Origin of the sequence: Pseudomonas sp. TJI-51, assembly GCF_000190455.2 — a bacterium.
Lineage (GTDB): Bacteria > Pseudomonadota > Gammaproteobacteria > Pseudomonadales > Pseudomonadaceae > Aquipseudomonas > Aquipseudomonas juntendi.
Genome location: NZ_AEWE02000008.1, coordinates 1 through 20233, shown reverse-complemented (window position 1 = coordinate 20233; position 20233 = coordinate 1). Strand labels below are relative to the sequence as shown.

17 protein-coding genes are annotated in these 20233 nt (G+C 62.6%); 6 read left to right on the top strand and 11 right to left on the bottom strand.

Going from position 1 to position 20233, the window contains the following annotated elements; translation table 11 throughout:
- Positions 1 to 43 precede the first annotated feature (43 nt).
- From astA to acs, 9 genes are all read right to left on the bottom strand, one after another.
- Positions 44 to 1069 (bottom strand): arginine N-succinyltransferase, encoded by a 1026-nt coding sequence (gene astA, locus G1E_RS01890; protein WP_029887201.1) that lies wholly within the window; start codon positions 1067 to 1069, stop codon positions 44 to 46.
- Between the two features lie 78 nt (positions 1070 to 1147).
- Positions 1148 to 2167: an arginine/ornithine succinyltransferase subunit alpha gene (gene aruF / locus G1E_RS01885; protein ID WP_009681482.1), complete on the bottom strand. Its 1020-nt coding sequence runs from the start codon at positions 2165 to 2167 to the stop codon at positions 1148 to 1150.
- Between the two features lie 135 nt (positions 2168 to 2302).
- A complete protein-coding gene (locus G1E_RS01880; RefSeq protein ID WP_009681483.1) occupies positions 2303 to 3523 on the bottom strand; it encodes an aspartate aminotransferase family protein in 1221 nt (406 codons plus the stop codon).
- Positions 3524 to 3895: 372 nt separating this feature from the next.
- The gene (gene argR, locus G1E_RS01875) at positions 3896 to 4876 is read right to left on the bottom strand and encodes a transcriptional regulator ArgR (protein ID WP_009681484.1); all 981 of its coding nucleotides are present in this window, start codon (positions 4874 to 4876) and stop codon (positions 3896 to 3898) included.
- A 98-nt stretch (positions 4877 to 4974) separates the two neighbouring features.
- Positions 4975 to 5739, bottom strand: coding sequence for an ABC transporter ATP-binding protein (locus G1E_RS01870; protein WP_009681485.1), 765 nt, complete (start codon positions 5737 to 5739; stop codon positions 4975 to 4977).
- A gap of 22 nt (positions 5740 to 5761) precedes the next feature.
- Positions 5762 to 6460, bottom strand: coding sequence for an ABC transporter permease (locus tag G1E_RS01865; protein WP_009681486.1), 699 nt, complete (start codon positions 6458 to 6460; stop codon positions 5762 to 5764).
- Complete coding sequence (locus G1E_RS01860; protein ID WP_009681487.1) at positions 6457 to 7146, bottom strand: ABC transporter permease; 690 nt, start codon at positions 7144 to 7146, stop codon at positions 6457 to 6459. Before G1E_RS01860 ends, G1E_RS01865 begins: the two co-directional genes overlap by 4 nt.
- 87 nt (positions 7147 to 7233) lie before the next feature.
- On the bottom strand, positions 7234 to 8019 hold the full coding sequence (locus G1E_RS01855) for an ABC transporter substrate-binding protein (protein WP_009681488.1): 786 nt from the start codon (positions 8017 to 8019) through the stop codon (positions 7234 to 7236).
- Between the two features lie 707 nt (positions 8020 to 8726).
- Entirely contained in the window at positions 8727 to 10688 is a 1962-nt protein-coding gene (acs, locus tag G1E_RS01850) for an acetate--CoA ligase (RefSeq protein ID WP_009681489.1), read from the bottom strand.
- Positions 10689 to 11085: 397 nt separating this feature from the next.
- Here acs and G1E_RS01845 point away from each other — a divergent pair, with 397 nt between their 5' ends.
- Positions 11086 to 11340, top strand: a complete 255-nt coding sequence (locus G1E_RS01845) for a DUF2790 domain-containing protein (protein ID WP_009681490.1) — start codon at positions 11086 to 11088, stop codon at positions 11338 to 11340.
- A gap of 83 nt (positions 11341 to 11423) precedes the next feature.
- Here G1E_RS01845 and G1E_RS01840 read toward each other — a convergent pair whose 3' ends face one another.
- Positions 11424 to 12983: a sigma-54-dependent phenylalanine hydroxylase transcriptional regulator PhhR gene (locus tag G1E_RS01840; RefSeq protein WP_009681491.1), complete on the bottom strand. Its 1560-nt coding sequence runs from the start codon at positions 12981 to 12983 to the stop codon at positions 11424 to 11426.
- Positions 12984 to 13237: 254 nt separating this feature from the next.
- Here G1E_RS01840 and phhA point away from each other — a divergent pair, with 254 nt between their 5' ends.
- From phhA to G1E_RS01825, 4 genes are all read left to right on the top strand, one after another.
- Entirely contained in the window at positions 13238 to 14026 is a 789-nt protein-coding gene (gene phhA, locus G1E_RS01835; protein WP_009681492.1) for a phenylalanine 4-monooxygenase, read from the top strand.
- Positions 14027 to 14065: 39 nt separating this feature from the next.
- Entirely contained in the window at positions 14066 to 14422 is a 357-nt protein-coding gene (locus tag G1E_RS01830; protein WP_009681493.1) for a 4a-hydroxytetrahydrobiopterin dehydratase, read from the top strand.
- A gap of 243 nt (positions 14423 to 14665) precedes the next feature.
- On the top strand, positions 14666 to 14794 hold the full coding sequence (locus G1E_RS29065; RefSeq protein ID WP_009681494.1) for a hypothetical protein: 129 nt from the start codon (positions 14666 to 14668) through the stop codon (positions 14792 to 14794).
- A gap of 90 nt (positions 14795 to 14884) precedes the next feature.
- Complete coding sequence (locus tag G1E_RS01825) at positions 14885 to 16072, top strand: MFS transporter (RefSeq protein ID WP_009681495.1); 1188 nt, start codon at positions 14885 to 14887, stop codon at positions 16070 to 16072.
- A 44-nt stretch (positions 16073 to 16116) separates the two neighbouring features.
- On the opposite strand, the gene G1E_RS01820 is transcribed toward G1E_RS01825, so the two are convergent.
- Positions 16117 to 19137, bottom strand: coding sequence for an FAD-binding and (Fe-S)-binding domain-containing protein (locus G1E_RS01820; protein ID WP_009681496.1), 3021 nt, complete (start codon positions 19135 to 19137; stop codon positions 16117 to 16119).
- A gap of 151 nt (positions 19138 to 19288) precedes the next feature.
- Between G1E_RS01820 and G1E_RS01815 the strand changes: the two genes are divergently transcribed.
- Positions 19289 to 20173, top strand: a complete 885-nt coding sequence (locus tag G1E_RS01815; protein WP_009681497.1) for a LysR substrate-binding domain-containing protein — start codon at positions 19289 to 19291, stop codon at positions 20171 to 20173.
- Positions 20174 to 20233: the final 60 nt, after the last annotated feature.

The following is a 20233-nucleotide window of genomic DNA, read 5'->3' as shown; positions in this document are numbered from 1 at the left end:
GGCCGGCCTGCCAATTGCCGGCGATGTAGTGCGTGGTCATTTATTAGCCCTCCCGGCTCGCCGACATGGGCACAGCGCGCACATTGTCGCCAGCGCCCATGCGCAGGCGTTTGGCGGTCAGCGGGTCGACCACCAGGGTTCCGGCGGCCAGACGCGCAGGTGCAGCGGTGATACGGCAGTCGTCGCGCTTGCGGTTGTGGATGATGTAGGGGGTGGCGTCATCGCCCGGCGTGCCAACCGCCAGCACCAGCGTCTGGCTGTCGCGCACGGCGCGGATCCTGCCGGTGTCACACTCGATGGCGGGGCCGGCGTCGAAAATGTCGACATAGCCCTGGTAAGTGAAACCTTCCTGCTTGAGCATGGCCAGTGCCGGCTCGGTGTCCTTGTGCACACGGCCGATCACGTTGCGCGCCGCGTCTGACAGGAAGCAGGTGTACAGCGGGAACTTCGGCATCAGCTCGGCGATGAACGACTTGTTGCCCACGCCGGTCAGGTAGTCCGCCTGGCTGAACTCCATCTTGAAGAAGTGCCGGCCCAGGCTTTCCCAGAACGGCGAACGCCCCTGCTCATCCGACATGCCGCGCATTTCGGCGATGATCTTCTTGCCGAACAACTCGGGGAACTCGGCAATGAACAGCATGCGCGCCCGCGACAGCAAGCGGCCGTTGAGCCCGGCACGGTAGTCGCTGCGCAGGAACAGCGAGCACAGCTCGGAGTTGCCGGTCAGGTCGTTGGCCAGAAACAGCGTAGGGATTTCGCGGTAGATCTTCAGCTCCTGCGAGGCACTGACGGTCAGGCCGACCCGGTAGTTGTACCAAGGCTCGCGCAAGCCAACGGCACCGGCGATGGCACTGATGCCTACCACCAGGCCTTCGTCGTTTTCCAGCACGAACAGGTAGTCGGTGTCGCCGCGCTCGGCCTCGCCCCGAAAGCTCTTTTCCGCCCAACCTACGCGATGCTCCAGGCGCTCTTCGTTGGCCGGCAGCGTGGTCAGCCCGGTGGTGCCGGTGCTGCGTGCCAATTCGATCAACGCAGGCAAATCGCTGCTGCGTACAGGACGAACGATCATGCTATCTCCTTGTGCGGCGGCATGGGCCGGCGCGAAACTCTGCTAACGCATCAATCCCGAAACGCCTGTTGCCAGGCCTCAGGCCGCCACCAGGCGCACGCTGGCGCCCTCGCCCACGCCCAGCGCCTCGGCTGCTGCAACGCTCAGGCTGACCGGCTTGCCGGGCACCCAATCCAGCTCCAGCAGCACTGCCCGGTAGTCCTGCAACAGGCCGTTGCACACCAGGTACGGGCGCCCGCCCTTGGTTGGCACGTCGTCGATTTTCACTGGGGCCACCCGGCTCTGGGCGATCGAGCGGATGCCCGAGGTACGCGCATGCAGGGTTGGGCCGCCGTCGAATATGTCGATGTAGTGCTCGGTCTCGAAGCCCTCCCGCATGAGGATGTCGAAGGTGATCTGCGCCCGCGGGTGCACCTGGCCCATGGCTTCCTGCGCCAGGTCTGGCAGCAGCGGCACGTAGATCGGGTAGTGCGGCATGAGTTCGGCGAGAAAGGTGCGGCTCTTCAGGCCGCACAGGCGCTCGGCATCGGCATAGTTGAGGTCGAAGAAATTGCGCCCGATCGCATCCCAGAATGGCGATTCGCCCTTTTCGTCGCTGTAACCGACGATCTCGGTCACCACCGAGTCAGCGAAGCGTTCCGGGTGCGCAGCCATGAACAGCAGGCGGCCGCGGGAATTGAGTTCGGCCCAGCCGCTGTTCACCAGCTCTGGCAACACGTAGAAACTGGTCAGCAGGCTGTTGCCGGTCAGGTCATGGCACAGCGAGAGCACGTGGATCTTGTTGTGGATCTTCAGCTCGCGCGAGGCGTGCACGAAGGTCTCGTTGCGAAAACTGTAGAACGGCTCGGAGTAGCCAGCCGAGGCCACGATGGCCGAGCAGCCGGCGAGCTTGCCGGTTTCGCTGTCTTCGAGCACGAAGAAGTAGCTTTCCTCGCCATTGAAGCTGACCTCCGCGGCGAAGGACGTCTCGGAGGCGGCAATCTTGTCGCCCAGGCGAGCAGAGTCGTCCGGCAGCGAGGTGACACCAATGGGGCTGTCGGCAGCCATGCGCTGCACTTCGTTCAGGTCAGCCATTTGCGCGGGGCGCATCACCAGCATGGTGTCACTCCTTTGGAATACGGGCCGCTCATGGCGGCACGGAAAAACGGCAGGCGCATGGGCACCTGCTGTGGAATCGCAAATCGCCGGCCTGGTACAACCTTGGCTGCGGCCGGCGAAGGGACCGCAGGCGGATCAGCCTTGGGTCAGCGTGGCAACGGCGCGCTCGAAGCGGTCCAGGCCTGCATCGATATCGGCGTCTTCAACCACCAGGCTTGGCGCGAAGCGGACCACGTCCGGACCGGCCTGCAGCACCATCACGCCTTCTTTCTCGGCGGCATTGAGTACGTCCTTGGCCTTGCCTTGCCAGGCCTCGGCCAACACGCAACCCAGCAGCAGGCCAACACCACGCACCTGGCTGAACAGGTTGTACTTCTGCCCGATCTGCTCCAGGCGGGCCTTGAACCGCGCGTGCTTGGCCTTGATGCCGGCCAGGGTTTCCGGGGTGTTGACCACGTCCAGCACCGCGCAGGCAACCGCGCAGCCCAGCGGGTTGCCGCCGTAGGTGGTGCCGTGGGTGCCCACAGTCAGGTGCTTGGCCAGCTCGGTGGTGGTCAGCATGGCGCCGATCGGGAAGCCACCGCCCAGGCTCTTGGCGCTGGTGAGGATATCCGGGGTCACGCCGTAGTGCTGGTAGGCATACAGCGAGCCGGTACGGCCCACACCCGTCTGCACTTCGTCGAAGATCAGCAGGGCATTGTGCTCGTCACACAGCTTGCGAGCGCCTTCCAGGTAAGCCTTGTCGGCCGGCACCACGCCGCTCTCACCCTGGATCGGCTCGATCACCACGGCGCACGTCTTGTCGGAAATCTGTGCCTTCAACGCTTCCAGGTCGTTGTACGGCACGTGGCTGATGCCGGTGATCTTCGGGCCGAAGCCATCGGAGTACTTCGGCTGGCCGCCGACGCTGACGGTAAACAGGGTACGACCGTGGAAACTGTTCACGGTGGCGATGATTTCGTGCTTTTCAGGGCCGAAGCGGTCATGGGCAACCCGGCGGGCCAGCTTGAAGGCAGCCTCGTTGGCCTCGGCGCCGGAGTTGCAGAAGAACGCACGGTCGGCAAAGGTGGCGTTTACCAGCTTGTGGGCCAGGCGCAGTGCCGGTTCGTTGGTGAATACGTTGGAGACGTGCCAGAGGGTGTTGGCCTGCTCGGTCAGGGCCTTGACCAGCGCCGGGTGGCAGTGGCCCAGGGCGTTTACCGCGATGCCGCCGGCAAAGTCGATCAACTCGCGACCGGACTGGTCCCAGACACGGGAACCCTCGCCTCGCACAGGAATGAAGGCCGCCGGAGAATAGTTGGGGACCATGACCTGGTCGAAATCGGCACGTTGCACCGGGGCTTGCTCAACGGACATCTGAGTCTCCTGAAGAGGAACGCTGGCCTGGAAGTGGCGAGCGATGGGGGGGATTGTAAGGACTGATCTGCGCCTGTCCTTGCGGCCAAGCGACAACTTGTTACAGCGCAAAACCCAGTTTTAGCAAGGTTTTCGGCAATGCGACAAACACTGTCGCAATCGCGCAGTGTACGGGAGAGAGGGGGCTGGGTGAACGGGTGTTCACCTGGAGATCAAGGAGTAGAAGGTGCAAGCCGATATTTTTATGCCGTAGCGGGTGTGAGGCGTTGGTATAGCGCCGTGGCGGGTGCATGATGTTGTTCTAGTAGCGCGGCGCACGATATCCGCCCCACCATCACCCTCAAGGCATACACCCCGGCCCCAACCGAGCTATCAACCCTTTTCAGCCGGCGCCGAACTCAACTCGAACGGGCTGCTGCTACGCCGCTGGTTACGGTCTTCCCGCGGCGTAGCACCAAAGAAATTGCGGTACGCACTGGAAAAATGCGGCCCCGACGAGAAACCACAGGAAAGCCCGATCTGGATGATCGATTTGCTGGTCTGCATCAGCATCTGCCGCGCCTTGTTCAGCCGCAGCTCCAGGTAGTACTGGCTCGGCACGCGGTTCAGGTACTGCTTGAAAATGCGCTCCAACTGCCGGCGCGAGACGCATACGTGCTGGGCAATTTCGTCGGTGGTCAGCGGTTCTTCGATATTGGCTTCCATCAGCAACACCGCCTGGGTCAGCTTGGGGTGGCTGGAGCCGAGACGATTCTGCAGCGGAATACGTTGGCGCTCGCCCCCCTCGCGGATACGCTCGACCACCAGTTCCTCCGACACCGCACCGGCAAGCTCGGCGCCGTGATCGCGGGCCAGCACCGCCAGCAGCAGGTCGGTAACGGCCATGCCGCCGCACGCCGTGAGGCGGTCACGATCCCAGTCAAACAGGTGGCTGGTGGCGATGACCCTGGGGAAGCGCTCGGCAAAATCATCCTGCCAACGCCAGTGCACGGCAGCCCGGTAACCATCGAGCAAACCCAGCATCGCCAGCGGGTACACACCGGCTGCAAGCCCCCCGATCATGCAGCCGCTGCGCGCCAGCTGCTTGAGCGCGGCCGACAACGCAGCCCCTACCGCCACGGGTGGCTCGTCTGCCAGCAGGAACAGCTTGTGACAACCTTCCAGGCCACCGTTCCAGGGCTCGCCTGGCAGGCGCCAGGCACCTTCCGGCGCAGGCTCGGCCTGCAGGAACGACAGTTCGTAGACCACGTCCGGATGCACCCGCTGCGCCACCTGCAACACTTCCTCGGCCAGCGCCAGGGTCAAGGGCCTGGTGCTGGGCCAGATGAGAAAACCGATTCGCTGGGTGGTCATAAGGTACGGTCCGAAACCTGAGGTCGTTCGAGTCTGTGCGCCGGGTCAGGCCGCGCTCGCCGCGCAGCATGCCCTATTCTGGTGCAAAAATGCAGCTTTTACTTCAGGCTGCCGGAGAGGAACTGCTTCAGGCGTTCCGACTGCGGGTTGGCCAGCACTTCACGCGGGCAGCCGGTCTCTTCCACCAGCCCCTTGTGCAAGAACACCAACTGGTTGGACACCTCGCGGGCAAAGCCCATTTCGTGGGTGACCACGACCATGGTCCGGCCTTCCTGGGCCAGCGCCTGCATTACCTTCAGCACATCGCCGACCAGCTCGGGGTCGAGTGCCGAAGTCGGCTCGTCGAACAGCATAACCTCAGGCTCCACCGCCAGGGCGCGGGCAATTGCCACACGTTGTTGCTCCCCGCCAGACATGTGCCCCGGGAAGGCGTCCTTGCGGTGGGCGACACCCACCTTGGCCAGGTAGTGCTCGGCCTTTTCCAGGGCTTCCTTGCGGTTCACGCCCAACACATGCACCGGCGCCTCGATGATGTTCTCCAGCGCGGTCATGTGCGACCACAGGTTGAAATGCTGAAACACCATCGACAGCCGCGAGCGCATGCGCTGCAACTGACGCGGGTCTGCGGCCTTCAGCGCGCCGTCCTTGCCAGCGACCAGCCTGAGCTCTTCGTTGTTGAGCAGGATCTTGCCGGCGTGCGGCTGCTCCAGCAGGTTGATGCAACGCAGGAAGGTCGACTTGCCCGAACCGCTGGAGCCGATGATGCTGATGACGTCGCCGGCCTTGGCCGCCAGCGACACGCCCTTGAGTACTTCATGGCTGCCGTAGCGCTTGTGCAGGTCTTGGACTTCGAGTTTGTACATGCTGTCGATTCTCACAAAGCGGTCAGTGCTTGCGTGGCGCCAGGTAGCCGAGCCAGCGGCGTTCGGCCATCTTGAACAGGCGCACCAGGATGAAGGTCAGGCACAGGTAGAACACGCCCGCCGTGATATAGGCCTCGAAAGGCAGGTAGTACTGCGCATTGACCGTGCGTGCGGCGCCGGTTATGTCGATCAGGGTGACGATCGACGCCAGGCTGGTGGTCTGCAGCATCATGATCACTTCGTTGCTGTACTGCGGCAGCGCCCGGCGCAGGGCCGAAGGCAGCAGGATGCGGCGGTACATCTTCATGCGTGACATGCCCATGGCCTTGGCCGCCTCGATCTCGCCATGCGGCGTGGCCTTGAGGCTGCCGGCGATGATTTCTGCGGTGTAGGCACTGGTGTTGATGCCAAACGCCAGGCACGCACAGAACGTGGCGCTGGACAACAGCGGCCAGAAGACACTGTCGCGTACCGCTTCGAACTGGGCCAAGCCGTAGTAGATCAGAAACAGCTGCACCAGCATCGGCGTCCCGCGGATCACATAGGTATAGAGCCAGGCGGTGAAGTTGACCACCGGCTGCCGCGACACCCGCATCAAGCCCAACGGAATAGCCCCCAGCAAGCCGAAGAACAACGAAATGGCCAGCAGCTTGAGGGTGTTCAGCAGGCCGCCGAAGTACATCGGCAACGCCTCCCAGATGACGTTGTAGTCGAAGATCATAGTTCAGCCACCTTGACGCCCACCGAGTAGCGGCGCTCCAGAAACTTCAGGGCCAGCAGCGAAACACTGGTCAGCACCAGGTACAACGCGGCCACCGCCAGGAAGAAGGTGAACGGCTCGCGCGTGGCGTCGGCCGCCTGTTTGGCCTTGAACATCATGTCCTGCAGGCCGACCACCGAAATCAGCGCGGTGGCTTTGGTCAGCACCAGCCAGTTGTTGGTGAAACCAGGAATCGCCAGGCGGATCATTTGCGGAACCTGGATACGGAAGAACACCTGGCGCGCGCTCATGCCATAGGCGAGCCCCGCCTCGGCCTGCCCCTTGGGAATGCCGAGGAAGGCGCCGCGGAAGGTTTCCGACAGGTAGGCACCGAAGATGAAGCCCAGGGTACCGATGCCCGCGATCAGCGGGTTGAGGTCGATGTAGTCTTCGTAGCCGAGCAGCGGCGCCACCCGGTTGATGATGTCTTGCCCGCCGTAGAAGATCAGCAGGATCAGGACCAGGTCCGGAATGCCACGGATGACCGTGGAATACAGGTCGCCAAGCCAGGCCAGCCAGCGCACCGGCGACAAGCGCAGCGCCACACCGATCAGGCCGAGCACGATGGCCAGGGCCATCGACGACAGGGCAAGCTGCAGCGTCAGCCACGCCCCGTCGAGGATGACTGCCCCGTAGCCTTTCAACATGATGAGGTCCTCGACCTAGAGAATGAAAAATGGTGCAAACCTCAGAGCCTCTGCTGTTTGCACCATTGCACAGGTAAACCCGACGTCTTAGTTCGAGTCTGGACCGTAGATGTCGAAGTTGAAGTACTTCTTCTCGATTTCCTGGTACTTGCCGTTGGCGCGGATGGCGTCGATGGCCTTGTTGATGCGCTCGCGGTTGGCGTCGTCGCCCTTGCGTACGGCAATGCCGATACCGTCACCGAAGTACTTGGCGTCGGTGAAGGCCGGGCCTACGAAGGCAAAGCCCTTGCCAGCGTCGGTTTTCAGGAAACCGTCTTCCAGCAGGGTGGCGTCAGCCACGGTGCCATCGAGGCGACCGGCTGCCACGTCCAGGTAGATTTCGTTCTGGGTGCCGTAAGGCACGACGGTGGCACCTTTGGCGCCCAGCACTTCCTTGGCGAAGCGGTCGTGGATCGAGCCGCGCTGTACGCCGATCTTCTTGCCCTTGAGTTCGTCCAGGCTGTCGCTGACGGTGGTGCCTTCCTTCATGACCAGGCGCGCCGGCGTCAGGTAGTAGCGCTTGGTGAAGTCGACCGACTTCTTGCGGTCTTCGGTGATCGACATCGACGACAGGATGGCGTCGATCTTGCGCACCTTCAGCGCCGGAATCAGGCCATCGAATTCTTGCTCGACCCAGGTGCACTTGGCCTTCATCTCTTCGCACAAGGCGTTGCCGATGTCGTAGTCGAAGCCAGCGATGCTGCCGTCGGGCTGTTTGAAGGCGAAGGGTGGGTAGGCGGCCTCGATGCCGATTTTCAACGGCTTTTCATCGGCCTGCGACACCAGGGAAAACACGGACAGCGCCAGGGCGCCAAGCAGTGCAAGCTTCTTCATCAGGTAACTCCATCGGTACGGGGCAATACAAGGCAGATCACGGCTGCCCGATATGCGAATGAGTACAACGCGAGCCGCGCAGGGTTCGACCAAGGCCGCATACCACGAGCGAGTGTGTGGCATTCTAACGACAGCCCGGTAGTCGATATTTCTTCAAAGCGACAACTACTTATAGAAGCGCCTGAAACCGCCGCGGGCGATGTTGACAGCCATTGCAAAATATGCAAAAGCGCAAGAAATAGAACCTATAGAACTAGCAATTCCTGGGCCTATTATTGGCAAAGCCTCGAATTACGGCAAGTGGGGCGAGCGGCACGGCTGCAAATGCCATGAAGCTGCACTGGAATGGGCCGGTTTTGTTTCCGCGCGCCCCGCCATTGTGCGGCACCGGTGACAGAACGGTTACCGATGATTGTCGGGTAACAGTAAAGCAAAAACCCCGCCGGTTGCCCGGGCAGGGTTTCTGTAGGAGCGACTGTCTTTCAAAAATTTGAAAAGCCTGCGCGATTCATTGTGGGAGCGGGCTTGCCCGCGAAGCAGGCGACGCGGTGTCTGGCACCGGCTCCGCCGGTGTTCGCGGGCACGCCCGCTCCCACAAGCGGAACGGTGAATGACAGCCTCTAATCCCCTCTCGAGACACAAGCGGCCTTGCGTCGCGATGGGCCGCAAAGCGGCCCCTGTCATTCAGCGCACACGCCGGTCCGCCATCACGCCGATGCCAGGCTCATCGCCTTGTGGGTATCGATCAGGTGCTGCACCACCCCCGGGTCGGCCAGGGTCGAGATATCGCCCAGCGCATCGTACTCACCGGTGGCAATCTTGCGCAGGATGCGGCGCATGATCTTGCCGGAGCGGGTCTTGGGCAACCCAGGCGCCCACTGGATCACATCCGGGGAAGCGATAGGGCCGATTTCTTTGCGCACCCAGTTCTTCAATTCCAGGCGCAACTGCTCGCTGGCCTCGACACCCGCATTGAGGGTGACATACACGTATATGCCCTGCCCCTTGATGTCGTGCGGCACACCCACCACTGCAGCTTCGGCCACCTTGGCGTGCGCCACCATGGCACTCTCGATCTCGGCCGTGCCCATGCGGTGGCCCGACACGTTGAGCACGTCATCCACGCGACCGGTGATCCAGTAGTAACCGTCCTCGTCCCGGCGCGCGCCGTCGCCGGTGAAGTACATCCCGCGGAAGGTCTTGAAATAGGTATCCACGAAACGGTCGTGGTCGCCATACAGCGAACGCGACTGCCCAGGCCAGGAATCGAGGATCACCAGGTTGCCCTCGGCCGCACCGTCGATCAGGTTGCCCAGGTTGTCCACCAGTGCCGGCACCACGCCGAAGAACGGCCGGGTCGCAGACCCTGGTTTCAGGCCGGTGGCACCCGGCAGCGGGCTGATCAGGATGCCGCCGGTTTCGGTCTGCCACCAGGTGTCGACGATCGGGCAGCGCTCCTTGCCCACGGCCTTGTAGTACCAGCTCCACGCTTCCGGGTTGATCGGCTCGCCCACCGACCCCAGCAGGCGCAGGCTGGAGCCATCGGCCCCGGCTACAGCGGCCTGCCCTTCGGCCATCATGGCGCGGATGGCGGTTGGTGCGGTGTAGAGGATGTTGACCTTGTGCTTGTCGATGATCTTCGACACCCGGGTGATGTCCGGGTAGTTCGGCACGCCCTCGAACAGCAAGGTGGTGGCGCCGTTGGCCAGCGGGCCGTAGACGATATAGCTGTGGCCAGTGACCCAGCCCACGTCCGCGGTGCACCAGTACACCTCACCGGGGCGGTAGTCGAACACGCGCTCATGGGTCAGCGCGGCATATACCAGGTAACCGCCCGTGGTGTGCAGCACCCCTTTTGGCTTGCCGGTGGAACCCGAGGTGTACAGGATGAACAGCGCCTCTTCGGCGCCCATTTCTTTCGGCGCGCAATGGCTGGAAGCCACCTTCATCAGGTCTTCGTACCAGATGTCGCGGTGCTGGTGCCAGGCGATATCGCCACCGGTGCGCTTGCACACGATGATTTTCTGCACGCTGTTGGTTTCAGGGTTGGTCAACGCCAGGTCGACGTTGGCCTTGAGTGGGGTACGACGACCACCGCGCAGGCCCTCGTCGGCAGTGATCACCACCTTGGACTTGCAGTCGATGATCCGGCCGGCCAGCGCCTCCGGCGAGAAGCCGCCGAACACCACCGAATGGATCGCCCCGATGCGTGCACAGGCCAGCATGGCGACCACGGCTTCGGGGATCATCGGCATGTAGATGGTGACCACGTCACCACGGTGCACGTCCTGGCCACGCAGGGCGTTGGCAAACTTGCAGACCTGCTCGTGCAGTTCGCGGTAGGTAATGTTGCGGTGCTCGGAAGGGTCGTCACCTTCCCAGATGATCGCCAGCTGGTCGCCGCGCTCTTCGAGATGACGGTCCAGGCAGTTGGAGGAAACGTTCAGAGTGCCGTCGGCGAACCATTTGATATCGACGTGGTGGTCGTCGAACGAGGTCTGCTTGACCTTGGTGAACGGCTTGATCCAGTCGATACGCTGGGCCTGCTCGCGCCAGAAGCCGTCCGGGTTGATCACCGATTGCTGGTACATGGCCTTGTAAGTGGCCTCGTCGGTCAGCGTAGTGGCCGCAACCTCGGGACGAACGGGATACAGTGGAGCCGCACTCATCTGTGTTACCTCGGTGTAATAGTTGTTTTTGTATGGGACCGTTTGTAACTGTACCAGAGCAACAAAAGCCATTCGACGTTGGTAGTAATTTGGTACGGCCGTACCGGCAGAAGGCTCTGGCGCAAGCCTTACAGCTTGCCTGGCATGCCGCTGAACGCACGGACCGATGGATTGTTACAGATTCTGTTAAAAGACTTTATCAAAACACCCCCTGTTTCGGCCCGGGTGGCGGCCATAAAATTCACTTCGCCAGCAACGGCAAGGCGATTAACAACTGGTAACAGCCCCCACGAAGGCACACGTTGATCTCCCTTTATCTGGTTAGTTGACACTTGATGTACACGCGGCGCCACTAGCGCCGCGCGCCCCCTCACGACCTTAGACAGGTATATTTGAAATGAAAGCTTTACTGGTATTGGTACTGGGTAGTCTTTGCGGCGCGGCACTGGCCGATGAAGCCAAAGATGCCGAGCAGATTCCGGTTGAACAATACAGTTACTCTCAGCACCTGGACATTGCCCGCGTCATTTCCATGAGCGAAGTGCCCAATGTGTGCGAAGTCGTGCCAGCGCGCATGACCTACGAGGACTCCCAGGGGCAGAAGCATATCCTCGAATACCGCGTGATGGGGAACGGCTGCTCTAACGGGTGAAGACGTTGAATCGGGGCCCTGCGGGGCCCCTTCGCGACACAATACCTGTAACTTTAAAGCAGTGCCAAAGTTATTGCCCGCCCCTAATCGCCCGACTTGTTAAGTGAATAATCTCTCAACTTGTTGGCAATGGTGGTATGTGAAACACCCAATCTTTTTCCCAGTGCCCGGCTACTGGAAAACTCGCCCATCAAACTTTCCAGCACCGCTTTTTCAAAGCGCCCGACGATCTGCGAAAGATCCCCTTCCAGCGAAAAATCACCCAGCGGTTGGCGCACGCCATAATCCGGCAAACGAATATGCTCGCTCTTGACCACGCCGCCTTCGCATAATGAAACCGCCTGGAACAAAACGTTCTCCAACTGCCTTACATTACCCGGCCAATGATACTGCCCAAGTTTGTCCATGGCTGCCGGCGCCAAACGTGGCAAGGCGCAGCCGATCTGCCGGCTGGCCTGATCAATAAAATGCTGCACCAGCCCTTCCAGGCCATCCATGCACTCGCGCAAAGGCGGAATGTGCAGCGACAACACGTTGAGGCGGTGATACAAGTCCTGGCGGAATTCACCCCGGGCACACAATTCGGACAAGTCCACCTGGGTGGCGCAGATCACCCGTACATCCAGGTATACCTCTTCATCGCTGCCGACCCGGCGGAAGCACCCGTCCTGCAGGAAGCGCAGCAGCTTGACCTGCAGGCGCGGGCTCATCTCCCCCACCCCGTCAAGGAACAAGGTGCCCCCCGCAGTCAGTTCCAGTAACCCAAGCTTGCCCTCGGCCCGCGCACCTTCGAATGCCCCCGGGCCATAGCCGAACAGCTCGGTCTCGGCCATCGACTCTGGCAACCCGGCACAGTTGAGTGCCATCAATGGCGACTGCCCGCGCGGGCTGGCCAGGTGGCACGCCCGCGCCAGCAACTCCTTGCCGGTGCCGGTCTCGCCCTCGATCAGCAACGGCGCATCCAGCGGCGCCATGCGCCGCGCTTCACGCACCACGGCTGCCATCACCCGCGAACTCTGGAAGATGCTGTCGAAACCCCGCAACTCCTGCTTGCGCACGTTGTAGATGCGCTCGCCAATGCGGTCGGCACGGTGCAGGGTAAGCACGGCACCGGCCAGCGCCTCGCTCTCGTCATGCTCGGACTGCAGCGGCGCGATATCGGCCAGGAACACATCACCCTTGACCTGGATGCGCAGGCCGTTGATACGCGACTTGTTGGCCCGCACCAGCTCCGGCAGGTCGAAATCTTCGACGTAGCGGGCCAATGGCATGCCCGGCACCTCGTCCACGCGCACCCCCAACAGCTGCGCCGCGGCACGGTTGGCCGCAACGATGCTGCCGCCCATATCTACCGACAGCACCGGGAAGTCCAGTGCCCCCAGTAGCGCATTCAGCTCCATGTGCCGGCGCTCGCTGGGCATCAGCCCCACGCGCTTTACGCCGAACACCCCGGCAATGGCCTCGAACTTCGGGCGCAGGGCCTGGAACTGCAAATTGACCAGGTTCGGGCAGTGCAGGTAGATGGCGTTGCCATGGTCACCCCCCACCTCGCCGCGCAGCACGTTGATGCCGTACTCGACCAGCAGGTTGAGGATGTCCCGCAGGATGCCAATGCGATTCTGGCAGTGCACTTTGATACGCATGAGGGCTCTCGCAACGCCGATGTTTTTCAACACAGCGCAGAAAATTCGTAAAGATAAGCTGACAAAAGCCGAACAAACGCCAGCCGAATACGGCGTATTTTCCGCACTCTCGCGAAATTTGTAAAATTTTCGTTACGACATTCAACCCATGAGGCATTTCAACGCAGCCAGACCCCCGTGCAAAGCGGTGAGCAAAAGCCTAATGCTTGGGTATGTGCCGTACATAACAAGAAAGCCCTCACCAGGAGAGCCCTATGAAACAGACGCACTACGTGGCCCGCGAGCCCGATGCGCATGGTTTTATCGATTATCCCCAGCAAGAGCACGCTGTGTGGAATACCCTGATCACCCGCCAGCTGAAGGTGATCGAAGGCCGCGCGTGCCAGGAGTATCTCGACGGTATCGAGCAACTCAACCTACCCCATGAGCGCATTCCGCAGCTGGGTGAAATCAACAAGGTGCTGGGCGCCACCACCGGTTGGCAGGTGGCCCGGGTACCTGCCCTGATCCCCTTCCAGACCTTTTTCGAGCTGCTGGCCAGCAAGCGCTTCCCGGTCGCGACCTTCATTCGCACCCCGCAGGAGTTGGACTACCTGCAGGAACCAGACATCTTCCACGAGATCTTTGGCCACTGCCCGCTGCTGACCAACCCCTGGTTCGCTGAATTCACCCACACCTATGGCAAGCTGGGCCTGGCCGCGACCAAGGAACAACGGGTGTACCTGGCCCGCCTATACTGGATGACCATCGAATTCGGCCTGATGGAAACCGCCCAAGGCTGCAAAATCTACGGCGGCGGCATTCTTTCATCGCCCAAAGAGACCGTATATTGCTTGTCTGGTGAACCCGAGCACCAGGCCTTCGACCCCGTCGAAGCCATGCGTACACCGTACCGCATCGACATCCTGCAGCCCCTGTACTTCGTGCTGCCGAACATGAAACGCCTGTTCGACCTGGCCCACGAGGACATCATGGGCATGGTCCACACCGCCATGCAGCTGGGCCTGCATGCACCTAAATTTCCACCCAAGGTTGCTGCCTGAGCGACCTTGCCGATAACAACTCGAAGCGGAAACTACCCCATGAATGCCTTGAACCAAGCCCATTGCGAAGCCTGCCGCGCCGACGCGCCGAAAGTCACCGACGAAGAGCTGGCAGAACTGATTCGCGAGATCCCGGACTGGAACATCGAAGTACGTGACGGCCATATGGAGCTGGAGCGCGTCTTCCTGTTCAAGAACTTCAAGCACGCCTTGGCGTTCACCAATGCCGTTGGCGAAATCGCCGAAGCCGAAGGCCACCACCCCGGGCTGCTGACCGAGTGGGGCAAGGTGACCGTGACCTGGTGGAGCCACTCGATCAAGGGCCTGCACCGCAACGACTTCATCATGTGTGCGCGCACCGACAAGGTGGCGGAATCGGCTGAAGGCCGCAAGTAAAGCCGCGACTGCCCCACTGACACCGGCAAGGCCGGTGCCCTGCGCCCCCCTGCCTGGCGGGCGAACGCGCCACAAAGCCGCCGTTTTGCGGCCAGATGTTGTGCGCTGTTCGCCCGCAAACCCGACCGGCGAGCGGGAAAAAAACCAAACTGTCATCCAGACTTGTGTATCCTGCCCCAGCTTTGTAAAGCTTCAAACGCGCCTGGCGCAGACTTTTCACTCACACTTGCGAGGAACGACGAGATGCATGAGATCCCGAATCTTCCCTTCCCAAGCCTGAACCCAGAAGAGCCAACCGTGACCGCCCACGCCGAACCGGCAGCTGCCGTCGAGCAGGATGGTGACGATCAATCCAGCGCTGACCAGGACTAACTGCGCATCCCCGACTGTGTGAAAACGGCTGACTTGCGGGCCACCCCCGTCAGCACGTTTTCACACCGTCCAGAACCCATGTAGGCCCTCATGCCCGACTCACCCCGCCCCCTTGCGGTCACCCTGCAAGTCGTCTCCATCGTTCTGTTCACCTTCATTGGCTACCTGAACATCGGCATTCCGCTGGCCGTACTGCCCGGCTACGTACACAACGACCTGGGTTTCAGTACCGTCGTCGCCGGCCTGGTGATCAGCGTGCAGTACCTGGCGACCCTGCTCAGCCGCCCTGCCGCCAGCCGCATCATCGACAACCATGGCAGCAAGAAAGCCGTGATCTACGGCCTTGCCGGCTGTGGCATCAGCGGCGTGTTCATGCTGGCCTGCGCCTTCCTGACCCACCTGCCCGGGTGGAGCCTGGCCTGCCTGCTGGCTGGCCGACTGGTGCTGGGCAGCGCCGAAAGCCTGGTGGGTTCGGGCTCGATAGGCTGGGGCATCGGCCGGGTCGGGGCTGCCAACACGGCCAAAGTGATTTCCTGGAACGGCATTGCCAGCTACGGCGCCCTGGCCATCGGCGCGCCGCTGGGCGTACTGATGGTCAAGGGCCTTGGGCTGTGGAGCATGGGCCTGAGCATCATCCTGCTGTGCGCGGTAGGCCTGCTGCTGGCCTGGCCCAAACAGGCTGCGCCCATCGTCCATGGCGTACGCCTGCCGTTCCTGAGCGTGCTGGGCAAAGTCTTCCCGCATGGCTCGGGGCTGGCCCTGGGCTCGATCGGCTTTGGCACCATCGCCACCTTCATCACCCTGTATTACGCCAGCCAGGGCTGGGCCAACGCCGCACTCACCTTGAGCCTGTTCGGTGCCAGTTTCATCAGTGCTCGCCTGCTGTTCGGCAACCTGATCAACCGGATTGGCGGGTTTCGCGTGGCCATTGCCTGCCTTGCGGTAGAAACGCTGGGGCTGCTGATGCTGAGGCTGGCGCCCAGCGCGGAGCTGGCGCTGGCTGGGGCAGCACTGAGCGGGTTTGGCTTTTCGCTGGTATTCCCGGCGCTGGGCGTTGAGGCAGTGAATCAGGTCTCGGCGGCCAACCGCGGGGCGGCGGTGGGGGCGTATTCGCTGTTCATCGACTTGTCGCTGGGGGTAACCGGGCCTCTGGTGGGCGCAGTGGCGGCCGGGTTCGGGTTTGCCTCGATGTTTCTGTTTGCCGCCGCCGCTGCGGCCTGTGGGTTGCTGCTGAGCCTGTATCTGTATCGGCAGGCTCAACAGGCCCGGGCGCGGTAAAACGACGCCGCGCTGGGCTGCAAGGCAGCCCGCGCCGCTGAAGGTCAGCGCTGAGCGTACTGCAACACCACTTCCAGCGGGTGGCGCATCTGGCGTTCGGTCATGCGCTTGACTTGGCTGCGGCACGAATACCCGGTAGCCAAAGGTTCGCCCTCCTTGTCCAGCTTGGTGGCCCAGCTTTGCTCGAAGATGGTCCGCGAGGTTTCCTGGTTGCGCGCCTCATGCCCATAGGTACCGGACATACCGCAGCAGCCAGTGGCCTCGGTCACCAGCTTCAGCCCCAAACGGGCAAACACCTGCTCCCATTGGCGGGTACTGGCCGGCACATTGGTCTTCTCGGTGCAGTGCGCCATCAGGCGGAAGTTGCCCGGCGCGGTCGGTGCCTGTTCGGGCAGCACATTCATCAGCCATTCCTGCGGCAGCAGCACCTGCGGGCAACCGTCCATGCCCGGCACCTTCTGGTACTCCTGGCGGTACACCAGGGTCATGGCCGGGTCCAGGCCCACCAGCGGCACGCCGCAATCGGCCAGGGCCTTGAGCTGGCTGGCATTGCGGATCGCCGCCTTGGCGAATGCACCGAGGAACCCCTGCACATGCAGCGGCTTGCCGTTGGCGCTATACGGCGCCAGGAACACCCGGTGGCCGAGGCGGTTGGCCAGGTCGATGAACGCCGAAAGCAACGGCGTTTCGAAGTAACGGGTGAAGGCATCCTGCACCAGCACGATGCTGCGCTCGCGCTGGGCCGGGGTCAGTTCGCGCAGCGCCGGCACCGTGGCCACGCCAACACGGCAGCGGGTCAGGGTGGCCTGGAAGTTGAAGCGGCTGATCAATGGGCTGTCGACCATGCCAACCTTCTCGGCCAGCAGCCTGCTCACCCATTTCGACCCCATCACCGCGTTGTACAGCCCCGGTGCGTGTGCCAGGTAGGGGATGGTGAACTCCAGCGAGCCGATCAGGTAGTCGCGCAGGGGGCGCTGATAACGGCCGTGGTACAGCTCGAGAAAGCGCGAGCGGAAGTCCGGCACGTTGACCTTGATCGGGCACTGCCCAGCGCAGGATTTGCACGCCAGGCAACCGGCCATGGCGTCATACACCTCATGGGAGAAGTCGGCCTGGCCCTGGTTGCGTGCGCGGTTGTTGCGCAGGCGCGCCGGCAGGCCCTTGAGCCACGAGACCTTGTTACGCGCCGCAGCCAGCACGTCGATGTTCGCTTCGCCCTGCAGGCGCAGCCATTCGCGCATCAGCGAGGCACGGCCCTTGGGCGAGTGCTGGCGCTCACGGGTGGCTTTCCATGAGGGGCACATGGCGTCGTTGGGGTCGTAGTTGTAGCAGGCACCGTTGCCGTTGCAGTGCACGGCGCTGCCGAAGTCTTGCCAGACCCGTTCGTCGATGCTGCGGTCCAGGTCGCCGCGCAGGGTCACGCCATCGACCTTGGTCAGGCCTTCGGCGCTGTCGGGCGGCGTGCAGATCTTGCCCGGGTTCAGCTGGTTATGCGGGTCGAAGGCGCCCTTCAGGCGCTGCAGTGCTGGGTACAGTTCGCCGAAATACTCCGGCACGTACTCCGAACGTAGGCCCTTGCCATGCTCGCCCCACAACAGGCCGCCATAGCGTTTGGTCAGTGCCGCCACCGCATCGGAAATCGGCTTGACCAGCGCGGCCTGGGCCGGGTCTTTCATGTCCAGCGCGGGGCGTACGTGCAGCACGCCGGCATCCACGTGGCCGAACATGCCGTAGGCCAGGCCGTAACCATCGAGCAAGGCCCGGAAATCGGCGATGTAGTCGGCCAGTTGCTCCGGCGGCACCGCGGTGTCCTCGACGAAAGGTTGCGGGCGCACCTCGCCCTCGACGTTACCCAGCAGGCCCACCGAGCGCTTGCGCATGGTGTAGACACGGGTGACGGCCTCGGAACCCTCGGCCAGCGTGTGGCCCAGGCGCTCGACACTGGTGTCGCTCTGCAGGTGCTGGAGGAACGCCTGCACCTTGGCATTGACCTGCGCCGGCTCGTCCCCGCAGAACTCCACCAAGTTGATGCCCAAGGTCGGCCGCTCGGGGTCGGCCGGGAAGTATTCGGCAACGCTGTGCCAGACGATATCCTTCATCGCCAGCATGAGCACCTTGGAGTCCACGGTTTCGATGGACAGCGGCTTGTGCGCCATCAGCGCATTGGCGTCGCGCAGGGCATCCATGAAGCTGGTGTAGCGCACATTGACCAGTACCGCGTACTTGGGGATCGGCAGCACATTGAGCTTGGCTTCGACTACATACCCAAGCGAGCCCTCGGCACCGCACAGCACGCTATTGAGGTTGAAACGGCCCTGTTCGTCGCGCAGGTGCGCCAGGTCGTAGCCGGTCAGGCAGCGGTTGAGCTTGGGGAAGGTGCGCTCGATCAGGTCGCCCTGGGTTTGCTGGATGTCCCGCGCCATGCGGTACACCTCGCCCACCCGGCCAGGCGCGGCACAGGCCTGCTCCAGCGCGGCCTCATCGATCGGCAGGCTGTGCAGGCGCTCGCCACCGAGCAGCACGCTGTGCAACTCCAGTACGTGGTCGCGGGTTTTGCCATAAGTACAGCTGCCCTGGCCGCTGGCGTCGGTGTTGATCATGCCGCCGACGGTGGCGCGGTTGGACGTGGACAGCTCAGGGGCGAAGAACAGCCCGTACGGCTTGAGCGCAGCATTGAGCTGGTCCTTGACGGTGCCGGCCTGCACCCGCACCCAGCGCTCCTCGACATTGATTTCGAGGATGTTGTTCATGTGCCGCGACAGGTCGACGACGATACCATCGGTCAGCGACTGGCCGTTGGTGCCGGTGCCCCCGCCGCGCGGGGTGAGCTTGACGTGCCGAAAGCGTGCTTCGGCCATCAGCGTGGCCACGCGCGCCACATCGTCGGCATCCAGCGGGAACACCGCAGCCTGCGGCAGGCGCTGATAGATCGAGTTGTCGGTGGCCAACACCGTGCGGGTCGCGTAGTCGGCGCTGATCTGGCCACGGAAGCCGCTGTTGCGCAGGGCTTCGAGGAATTCTGGGTAGTTGGCGCTGGGTGCAACGGTTGGCAGCTGGGCGATCATCGAAGGATGGCCTCTTGATATTGGCTATTCACGGGATTCCTGTCGCCCCGGCATGGGTCAAACCAGGCGGGGGTGACGTATAAGCCAATGTTCCTGTAGTTTGCGCTCAGGGGCAAACGGATAATCCTGCCGCTATCAATGACTTTTATGAATGAATTACCGCCACCTGACTCCGTCCATGTCGCTGCTGCTGGCATTCGAGGCCGCCGCCCGGCATGAAAGCTACACCCGCGCCGCTGCCGAACTGTCACTGACCCAGAGCGCGGTCAGCCGGCAGGTGCAGGCACTGGAACAACAATTGGGCCTGACCCTGTTCCGCCGTGAAGGGCGCCAGGTGCAGCTGACCGATGTCGGCCGGCTGTACCAGGGCGAGCTCAGCGAGGCGCTGGGGCGCATCCGCAGCGCCACCCTGCAAGCGCTGGCTTACCAGTCAGGGGTCGGCACCTTGCGCCTGGCCACCCTGCCCACCTTCGGCTCCAAATGGCTGTTGCCGCGCTTGCATGCGTTCTACAGCGCGCACCCAGGCATGCTGGTGCACATTCACTCACGCATCGAAGCCATCAATTTCGAAACCAGCGAGATCGATGCCGCCATTGGCGTGGCCAGCCACGACCTGCCCGGGCTGGTCTGCCATCGCCTGCATGCCGAGGAACTGGTGGTGATCGTACCGCCGCAGGCCAGCGCCGACCGCCAGGGCTGGAGCCCCGCCAGCATCAGCGAAGAGGTGCTGCTGAACGTGGCCAACAACCCGCATGCCTGGGGCGAGTGGTTTTCCCACCATGGCCTGCCGCACCGGGCGATGCGCCTGGGGCCGAGTTTCGAGCTCACCTCGCACCTGATCCAGGCCGTGCGCGCCGGGATCGGCATCGGGCTGGTACCGCGCATTCTCGTGGAAGAAGAACTGGCCAAGGGTGAACTGCACAGCCCCGGAACAGCTTTTGCCAGCCAGCGCAGTTACTACCTGATCTACCCGCCGAGGAATGAGGCATTACCGTCGTTGCGGGCGTTCAGGGGGTGGTTGCTGGAGCAGATCTGAGTCCTGCCTCGACCGCATAGGCCCCAAGCCCTGTGTAGTACCTGTGGGAAATTCTATGGT

Bases quoted from the DNA above. Each gene is read 5' to 3' on its own strand.
- astA (WP_029887201.1), bottom strand. From the start codon at position 1,069: ATGATCGTTCGTCCTGTACGCAGCAGCGATTTGCCTGCGTTGATCGAA.
- G1E_RS01860 (WP_009681487.1), bottom strand. From the start codon at position 7,146: ATGTTGAAAGGCTACGGGGCAGTCATCCTCGACGGGGCGTGGCTGACG.
- G1E_RS01840 (WP_009681491.1), bottom strand. From the start codon at position 12,983: ATGCGTATCAAAGTGCACTGCCAGAATCGCATTGGCATCCTGCGGGAC.
- G1E_RS01830 (WP_009681493.1), top strand. From the start codon at position 14,066: ATGAATGCCTTGAACCAAGCCCATTGCGAAGCCTGCCGCGCCGACGCG.
- phhA (WP_009681492.1), top strand. From the start codon at position 13,238: ATGAAACAGACGCACTACGTGGCCCGCGAGCCCGATGCGCATGGTTTT.
- aruF (WP_009681482.1), bottom strand. From the start codon at position 2,167: ATGCTGGTGATGCGCCCCGCGCAAATGGCTGACCTGAACGAAGTGCAG.
- acs (WP_009681489.1), bottom strand. From the start codon at position 10,688: ATGAGTGCGGCTCCACTGTATCCCGTTCGTCCCGAGGTTGCGGCCACT.
- G1E_RS01825 (WP_009681495.1), top strand. From the start codon at position 14,885: ATGCCCGACTCACCCCGCCCCCTTGCGGTCACCCTGCAAGTCGTCTCC.
- G1E_RS29065 (WP_009681494.1), top strand. From the start codon at position 14,666: ATGCATGAGATCCCGAATCTTCCCTTCCCAAGCCTGAACCCAGAAGAG.
- G1E_RS01855 (WP_009681488.1), bottom strand. From the start codon at position 8,019: ATGAAGAAGCTTGCACTGCTTGGCGCCCTGGCGCTGTCCGTGTTTTCC.
- G1E_RS01815 (WP_009681497.1), top strand. From the start codon at position 19,289: ATGAATTACCGCCACCTGACTCCGTCCATGTCGCTGCTGCTGGCATTC.
- G1E_RS01865 (WP_009681486.1), bottom strand. From the start codon at position 6,460: ATGATCTTCGACTACAACGTCATCTGGGAGGCGTTGCCGATGTACTTC.
- argR (WP_009681484.1), bottom strand. From the start codon at position 4,876: ATGACCACCCAGCGAATCGGTTTTCTCATCTGGCCCAGCACCAGGCCC.
- G1E_RS01845 (WP_009681490.1), top strand. From the start codon at position 11,086: ATGAAAGCTTTACTGGTATTGGTACTGGGTAGTCTTTGCGGCGCGGCA.
- G1E_RS01820 (WP_009681496.1), bottom strand. From the start codon at position 19,137: ATGATCGCCCAGCTGCCAACCGTTGCACCCAGCGCCAACTACCCAGAA.
- G1E_RS01870 (WP_009681485.1), bottom strand. From the start codon at position 5,739: ATGTACAAACTCGAAGTCCAAGACCTGCACAAGCGCTACGGCAGCCAT.
- G1E_RS01880 (WP_009681483.1), bottom strand. From the start codon at position 3,523: ATGTCCGTTGAGCAAGCCCCGGTGCAACGTGCCGATTTCGACCAGGTC.